Source organism: Paraburkholderia ribeironis (assembly GCF_900019265.1).
In the GTDB taxonomy this organism is placed as follows: domain Bacteria; phylum Pseudomonadota; class Gammaproteobacteria; order Burkholderiales; family Burkholderiaceae; genus Paraburkholderia; species Paraburkholderia ribeironis.
Window position 1 is genome coordinate 22,093 of record NZ_CYGX02000105.1, and the last position, 7,588, is coordinate 29,680.

The 7,588-nt window shown below is 62.5% G+C and carries 8 protein-coding genes and 1 pseudogene; 2 read left to right on the top strand and 7 right to left on the bottom strand.

Annotation, left to right across the window (positions count from 1 at the left end; all coding sequences use genetic code 11):
* Positions 1–57: 57 nt before the first annotated feature.
* The 4 genes and pseudogenes from BN2475_RS30570 to BN2475_RS30585 all read right to left on the bottom strand — a co-directional run bounded on the left by BN2475_RS30570 (position 58) and on the right by BN2475_RS30585 (position 3,355).
* A pseudogene (locus BN2475_RS30570) lies at positions 58–1,410 on the bottom strand (MFS transporter).
* A gap of 64 nt (positions 1,411–1,474) precedes the next feature.
* A complete protein-coding gene (locus BN2475_RS30575) occupies positions 1,475–2,038 on the bottom strand; it encodes an isochorismatase family protein (RefSeq protein WP_094783124.1) in 564 nt (187 codons plus the stop codon).
* Between the two features lie 16 nt (positions 2,039–2,054).
* Complete coding sequence (locus BN2475_RS30580) at positions 2,055–2,513, bottom strand: MarR family winged helix-turn-helix transcriptional regulator (protein WP_094783125.1); 459 nt, start codon at positions 2,511–2,513, stop codon at positions 2,055–2,057.
* A gap of 197 nt (positions 2,514–2,710) precedes the next feature.
* Positions 2,711–3,355 (bottom strand): VTT domain-containing protein, encoded by a 645-nt coding sequence (locus BN2475_RS30585; protein WP_094783126.1) that lies wholly within the window; start codon positions 3,353–3,355, stop codon positions 2,711–2,713.
* 143 nt (positions 3,356–3,498) lie between these two features.
* Between BN2475_RS30585 and BN2475_RS30590 the strand changes: the two genes are divergently transcribed.
* Positions 3,499–4,026 carry a GNAT family N-acetyltransferase gene (locus BN2475_RS30590; protein ID WP_094783135.1) on the top strand — a complete coding sequence of 176 codons (528 nt, stop codon included), beginning with the start codon at positions 3,499–3,501 and terminating at the stop codon, positions 4,024–4,026.
* 280 nt (positions 4,027–4,306) lie between these two features.
* On the opposite strand, the gene BN2475_RS30595 is transcribed toward BN2475_RS30590, so the two are convergent.
* Both BN2475_RS30595 and BN2475_RS30600 read right to left on the bottom strand, forming a co-directional pair.
* Positions 4,307–5,368 carry an alkene reductase gene (locus BN2475_RS30595; RefSeq protein WP_094783127.1) on the bottom strand — a complete coding sequence of 354 codons (1,062 nt, stop codon included), beginning with the start codon at positions 5,366–5,368 and terminating at the stop codon, positions 4,307–4,309.
* 84 nt (positions 5,369–5,452) lie between these two features.
* Positions 5,453–5,755, bottom strand: coding sequence for an ArsR/SmtB family transcription factor (locus BN2475_RS30600; RefSeq protein ID WP_094783128.1), 303 nt, complete (start codon positions 5,753–5,755; stop codon positions 5,453–5,455).
* Between the two features lie 461 nt (positions 5,756–6,216).
* On the opposite strand from BN2475_RS30600, the gene BN2475_RS30605 reads away from it, so the two are divergent.
* On the top strand, positions 6,217–6,519 hold the full coding sequence (locus BN2475_RS30605; protein WP_094783129.1) for a DUF4148 domain-containing protein: 303 nt from the start codon (positions 6,217–6,219) through the stop codon (positions 6,517–6,519).
* Positions 6,520–7,052: 533 nt separating this feature from the next.
* On the opposite strand, the gene BN2475_RS30610 is transcribed toward BN2475_RS30605, so the two are convergent.
* Positions 7,053–7,241: a hypothetical protein gene (locus tag BN2475_RS30610; protein ID WP_094783136.1), complete on the bottom strand. Its 189-nt coding sequence runs from the start codon at positions 7,239–7,241 to the stop codon at positions 7,053–7,055.
* Positions 7,242–7,588: the final 347 nt, after the last annotated feature.

The window sequence follows — 7,588 nt, forward strand, 5'->3', positions numbered from 1 at the left end:
TTTTTCATTGGGCCGGCGGCGGCGCTCAAACACTCGGGCGTTCAGGCGGCCAGACGCTCAGACGCCCGAAGACGTGTCTTCTTCCGCTTCGCTCAATACGGCGTCCTGCACGGCGGCTACGGCGCTGACTGCAGAAGCCTAGGAGGCCGCCGCCGGGCGAGGATCCTCGATGCTGTAGCGCACCCTGGCACCTTCGACATACACGCGCAGCTGGCGGTACTTCACCAGATACAGCAAGCCGACCACCGCTGCCGCGAAGCCCGATGCGGCGCCTACGCCGAGCGCCCAACGCGGGCCGAAACGATCCGCAACCCAGCCCACCACCGGCGCGCCGAGTGGCGTGCCGCCCAGCGCGATTGCCAGCAGGATCGCGATCACCCGGCCGCGCATGGCGGGCTCGGTGGAGAGTTGCACGAGACTATTGGTGGACGTGGTGAAGGTCTGTGTCGATACCCCGATCACGACGAGCACGATGCCGAACAGTACGTAGTTCGGCATCATGGCGGCGAGCGTGCAGCCCGCGCCGAACACCGCGGCCGCGCCGAGCAGCAGGGCCATGCGCGGTCGTGCGCGGCGTGCGGCGAGCAGCGCGCCCGTGACCGAGCCGATCGCCATGGTCGAGCTTAGTACTCCATATTGACTCGCGCCCGCATGAAACGCGGTGACCGACATCGTCGAGATGAAGATCGGGAAATTCAGTCCGAACGTGCCAATCAGAAACAGCATCAACAGGGCCGCCTTCAGATCGGGACGCGTCCATACATACTTGAAGCCTTCCAGGAAGCTGCCGCGCGAGCGCACCGCACGGGGCTTCAGATGCAATTCGTGCAGATGCAGCATGCGCAGCGACCCAAGCACGGCGACGAAAGAGAGCGCGTTGATCAGGAATACCCAACCCGTGCCCACCGATGCGATCAAAAGCCCCGCCACCGCTGGCCCTAACATGCGTGCCGCGTTGAACGACGTCGAGTTCAGCGCGACCGCATTGGCCAGATCGTGTTCGCCGACGAGATCCGATACGAAGGTCTGGCGCGCCGGGGAATCGAAAGCGGTGACGCAGCCGAGCAGTCCCGCGAACAGATAGACCTGCCACAGCTGGACGAGCCCGGTGACCGTGAGAATACCGAGGGCCAGCGCGAGCGAGCCCATCGACGCCTGCGTGGCGAACAGCAGCTTGCGGCGGTCGAAGTGATCGGCCGCATAGCCGGTGAGCGGCAACAGCAACATTTGCGGCCCGAACTGCAACGACATCACGATCCCCACGGCCGTCGCATTGTGATGCGTGAGTTCCGTGAGGACGAGCCAGTCCTGCGCCGTACGCTGCATCCATGTACCGACGTTGGAGACGATCGCGCCACTCGCCCAGACGCGGTAGTTGAATGTGCGCAGCGAACGGAACGTGCCTCTCACTGGAGCATTCCTCGTGGCACATAGCGGGCGGTGCGCGGGCGGCAGCACGCGCTCAGGCGGGCGCTCATGTGCGGGTTCGTTCGAGCAGATCGAGGACTTCCTGCGTCGTGCCGGTTTCGCCAAGGCGCGGGAAGATGCGCGTGAGGCTGTTGACGTGCGCGTCCGCATGCAGGTCGGTCATCGCATCGACGACCAGCGTGACGTTCAGGCCGAGTTCGCTCGCGTAACGCGCGGTGGATTCGACGCCGATGCTGGTCGCCACGCCTACGAGGACGACTTGTGTGACGCCTTGCTTGCGCAAATACGCTTCGAGGTCCGTGTTCGTGAACGCGCCCCAGGTGCGCTTGGTCACCAGGTGATCCGACGGTTGCTGCTTCAATTCGGGCACCAGATCCGCGAAGCCGGCCGGGAAGTCGCCAATGTGGCGCCCCTGGTCCGTGCGGCCCGGTGCGCCGCCTGCGGCGTTGACGAGCACCACCGGCAGACCGTGGCGACGAAACGCGTCAAGCAGGGCAACCGAGCGTTGCACGATTTCACTGGTGGGATGGGCGGTGGGCAGTGCGAGGACGCCACGCTGCAAATCGATGACGATGAGCGCGGTTCTGGCGTCGAGCGTGGTGAGTGCCATGGTGGGCTCCTGCGAATTACGAGTTGATCAGGCGTTTGAGCAAGTCGACGCCGATTGCGAGTTGTTGCTGTTCGGCGGCCGAGAAGCACGTCTGGATGGTGCGATAGAGCCAGTCTTCGCGAGCCGCCCGGCTTGCCTTGATTTTCTTGCGGAAAGCCGGGGTGAGGGAGAGAAGCGTTTGCCGGCCGTCGTCAGGATCGGGGGCGCCGCTGACGAGCCCTGCGGCTTTCAGAACCGCAAGCGTCTCGCCCATCGATTGCGGCCGCACGCCCAGAGAGCGCGCGAGCGCCGTGACCGTGGCGGGACCTTCGCGTTCGAGCAGACTGAGAACCTGCACTTGCGAAGGCGTGAAGTCGCCCACATGGGCCTCCTCGCGCAAGCGGCGGCGCAGCTTGCCGGCCAGCACGCGCAGATCTTCCGCGAGTGTGTGCAGGTCGTCGGGAGCAACTGGGGCGGCATTTTTGCTGGTGCTCATGCGCCTGGAGATATGAAGGTTACCTGTGAAGGTTACCTTCATATCTTGATCGGGTCAACTGGAGGGCTGGCGGGGCAATTGCTGCTAGCCGTTGGCCAGCACCCTCTGCGCGAGCGAATGGCCTCGCAGGGGCGTGGGCGGGCAGGCCACGAAGATCGGCTGCTACCTCGCGAGCCGCGGCGGGAGCGCTGCGCCTTTCAGTGAGCCCGCAGGCGGCGCACGGAGCGCCACACCGCGCCGGCGAGCAATATACCGCCGCCGAGCAGGATGCCCAGCAATACGATAGCGCTCATATGGTCGCGCACCACTGGCACATTGCCGAACAGGTAGCCGGCCGCCATCAGCGAGACCACCCACAGCGCCGCGCCGGCGCTGACGAACGATACGTAGCGTGAGAACGTCATGCGCGAAACGCCCGCGGCGAACGGCGCGAAAGTGCGCACGACGGCGATGTACGGCGACAGCAGAAAGGTCAGGCGCCCGCGTGCTTCGCTGAACGCATGTGCCTTGCGCAGTGCGCTCTTGTTGAGCCAGCGATAGTCGGCGGTATAGACCTTTTCGCCGACCGCGCGGCCCAGCGCATAACCGACGATGCTGCCGGTCACCGTCGCCACGAATAGCACGGGAGCCACGATCCACGGATTCAGCACGCCGGTCGCCGCGAGTGCGCCGCAAATGAAAATCAGCGGATCGCCGGGCAGAAAGAACAGCGGCAGGAAGCCGTACTCGACGAACACGACGACAAACAGCAGCCCGTACACGACGGCGCCGAATTGCGCGCTCAGCGCACTCAGGTGCTGGTCGAAGTGCAGGGCGACCTGCAACAGATTCAGGAGGTCCATGTTGGGGCCGATGGCAGTCAGATGTCAGGAGTGTAGCCCTGTGGCAGCGGCCGCACTTGTCTATTCGTCGGACGGGATGTCAATATCGGATCGTGTCCATGTAGATGACGGCTGCCCAAAACTGGCGCGCACGTCGAAACGCCATGCAATTTGCCCCTGCAGTCACCTTCCGTTTTGCCGCGTCGCACGATGCCAGCGCGATCCGTACGATCGAATTCGAAGCGGCGCAGCGCTTCGCCAGCGTCGGCATGGTGGGGATCGCCGATGCTCCGCCGATGGAACTCGCGCTCGTCGGGCGCAAGATCGCCGCGGGCGAGATCATCGTCGCCGTGGCGGCCGAGGCGACATGCGCCGGTTTCATCATGTTCGAGCCGCAGCCCACGCGTATCTACATTCAGGAACTGGACGTGCTGACTTCCTACGCCGGGCAGCGCATCGGCGCGGCGCTGATCGAACAGGTTGCGCAGCTCGCGCGCAAGCGGCAACTGACGCAACTGATCCTGTCGACGTATCGCGATGTGCCGTGGAATGCGCCGTACTATCGGCGGCTCGGGTTTCGCGATATCGGAGCGACTGAACTCGACGCGGCCTTGATCGCGCGGCGTAACGCGCATATCGCGCGAGGACTCGACGAGTCCAGGCGCGTGTTCATGCGGCGTGAGGTTGAATGACTCGTGGGGTTGTAGTGTGCCTGTCCGGTGTGTTGCGCTCGTGCGGGGCGGGCGCGCACCGCCGGAACGGGCAGTGAAAAAAACGCGGCGGGTGTGACGGAAAACATCGTTCCTTCACACCCGCCGTGCGGTTTTCATTCGTACTGCGATTGATGTGCCGCTTCAATGCAGCAGCTCGCGTTCCGCTAGCCAGGCAGTGCATCGTGCTGCGTTGCCCAGCCTGCGTACTTGCTCATTTCACTGCTTATTGCACGGCCTATTGCACGGCCTATTGCACCGCTTATTCCACCGCTTCCAGCGCCGGATAATCCACGTAGCCGGTTGCGCCGCGTGCATAGTAAGTCGCCGGGTTCGGCTTGTTCAACGGCGCATCAGTCTCGAAGCGGCGCACCAGATCCGGATTGGCGATGAACAGTTGACCCCATGCCACCGCGTCGGCTTCACCCGCGTCGAGTACCTGCTGCGCGGTTTCCTTGGTGAACTTTTCGTTCGCGATGTATGGGCCGCCGAATGCTTTCTTCAGTTGCGGGCCGAGGCGGTCGTCGCCGAGCGATTCGCGTGCCGCGATGAAAGCGATCCTGCGCTTGCCGAGTTCGCGAGCCACATAACCGAACGTGCCGGCCGGGTCCGAATCGCCCATCGCGTGCGCGTCGCGGCGCGGTGCGAGATGCACGCCAACCCGGTTCGCACCCCAGACGTCGATACATGCGTCGGTGATTTCGAGCAGCAGGCGCGCGCGGTTTTCGATCGGACCGCCATACGCGTCGGTACGCGCGTTGGTGCTGTCCTGCAGGAACTGGTCTAGCAGATAGCCGTTCGCGCCGTGCACTTCGACGCCGTCGAAACCGGCGGCCTTTGCGTTCTCCGCGCCTTTGCGGAAGGCTTCGACCACGCCGGCGATCTCATCGAGTTCCAGAGCGCGCGGTGTCACGTACGGACGCTCCGGACGCACCAGACTCACGTGACCTTGCGCCGCGATCGCGCTCGGCGCGACCGGCAATTCGCCGTTCAGGAACAGTGGATCCGAAATACGGCCGACGTGCCACAACTGCAGGAAGATCTTGCCGCCGGCGGCATGCACGGCGTTCGTCACGAGCTTCCAGCCTTCGACCTGTTCCTGCGACCAGATGCCCGGCGTTTCGGCATAGCCCACACCTTGCGGCGTGACCGAGGTGGCTTCGCTGATGATCAGGCCAGCGCTCGCGCGTTCCGCGTAGTACCGCGCCATCAGCGCGTTCGGTACGCGGATTTCTTCGGCGCGTTGGCGCGTGAGCGGCGCCATGATGATGCGGTTCGGCAGCGTGATATCGCCAATTTGCAGCGGATCGAAAAGAGTCGGCATAAGAGTTCACCTTTGGCGGCGGGCGGGGGCCCGGGCCTAAAAAAACGACGTGATGAAAGAAGCGCGGCGACGCGGACGAAGCGCTCAGAGCCGGGTGTTCATATGTTCGAGGAACGCCTGGATGACGGGTTCGTTGCGTTTGAAAAATACCCATTGGCCGACCCGCTTCGACGTGACGAGACCGGCACGCTGCAAGGCCGCGAGGTGCGCCGACACGGTGGACTGCGACAGACCGCAGCGCGCGTCGATCTTGCCTGCGCACACGCCGTGATCGAGCGGCAGTTCCTGATCGGCGAAATGCGCATACGGCTCCCGCAGCCAGGCGAGAATCTCCCGGCGGATCGGGTTGGCAAGCGCTTTGTGGATCGCGTCGATATCGGGCGTCATCTGGGTTCGTTTCAAGGTATTCAACAACTGGCAGGCGGGGCGCCGGTTGGCGTCGACGCAACTGCATCGCTACAGGACGAATTGTATATCGTAATTTTGCGATATGCGAGGAGACACTACTGGGAATGGGGGTGATAGCTGTCGACATACAAAAAAGTCCGCAGCTTCCTGCAGCCGCTAACTCACACTTTCGACCCTAAAGAGACATTCGCCTCCTCGACCGGCTGCCGTCCGTTCCCATGGAATTGAGCGGCCACGCGGGAAGTCCGTATCAAGCTTGTACCTCGACCCTCGCCGACGCTCGATCGCCGAGCGCGCACCCTCGCACACGCGCGCCTCGCCGATATCCACATTCGATGAATGAACGACGACTGTATGGTTGCTCGCCTAATCTTTAGTCGGGTGATCGCGAAAAGCTAAACGCGAGTCAGCCGGAGTAACTAACCAGGAGGTGGGCCATTATGAAGACGTTAGTCCACACAGTTTGCGCGGTCGCCGTCATTGCTGTGCCAATTGCGTCGTTGGCGCAATCGGACGGGGCGCTGACGCGCGCGCAAGTGCAGGCAGAGATCGCTCAGCTTCAGCAAGCCGGCTTCAATCCGGCCAATGCGAATACCGTCGACTTTCCTGCCAATTGGCAGGCCAAAGACACCAGTGCCGCAGGCCAGAGCAGCGGCTACGGCCCTGCGACCAACGGTACGTCGCAGATGGGCCATCCGGCTAGCACGAGTGGGATGAAGCCGGTGTTCTTTGGCGGGTCATAAGCTTTTTCGTCTGACCAGGTCGGGCGATGGACAGCATGACGACATCGCCTTTCGGCGGCCAGGCAATCTCTGCGGGCGTTGCATGAGGGTCGGCCGGTAATCGTGACTATGCCCTGCAGAGGAAAATCACGAACCTCGTTGAATGCCGTTTCGCCGTGTAGCGCTGATGACAGCAAAGGCCGCCGAATAGCCGTTAGCCCCTTTTTAATCGAATGGCCGGTTGCCCGGTGGCGGTATTCATCACTTCACCGAAACGGCGTTGGAGAATTTGGGGCTAAGGTGACGGGTTTCCATCCGCCGCACTCTGTAGCACATGTTATGGAGAACTTACCGAATTCTTGAGCGTTCGTGGAAAGGGGGCTGCGGCCTAAGCTAACGTTCAATGCGCACATCGACCGCGTCGTGCGAATCTCGATGCGCAGTGCCGCCCATTCTCAGATAATTTTGGACGCAGCCGACCGAAGCACCATATTGCATGGCGCCTGCTAAATTGCTAGCCCTCTTTCACTGAGCGCTTGGGAGCGGACTCCTCATCAGTGTCTCGTAACGTTGACGGCCACGATTTCGTATCCGGGGTCGGCGTTCTCGTTCGCGACCTTATTCGCTTCCTCATACGAGAGAAAGGACGTGGCTTCTTTAATCTCCGGTGCCAAGCCGATATCGCCGTCCTCTGCGGTGCAGAGGAACTTCTCGCCGGTCTTCACGACGTAGACGGTCGTCATGTCTCCCTCCTTGGCTTGCAGGGGAACTTCCAGTCTAGCAGGCCGGAAGGGTTGCATACGGTTCGCTGAGTCGTTTCCATAACATCCTCGCGGGAGGCGTTCCGCCCTCTGATTTTCTGTGCGTCAACGTAAAGGGCAGCGGCTGCCGACTCGCCCGAGGGTTTTCCCGGTGCTATCCAATTTTAACGACGAGAGTAAATTTAAATTAACCGACCGGCCGGTTAATTTATACTGCGTCAACTTGTCACCCTCTTTGAATAGGTGCCTATGTACACCCAATCTCTTGACATCCCCGGCAACGTCGCCCCGCTGGACGCGGACGCAAATGCGCCCGAACAGGCGCAATT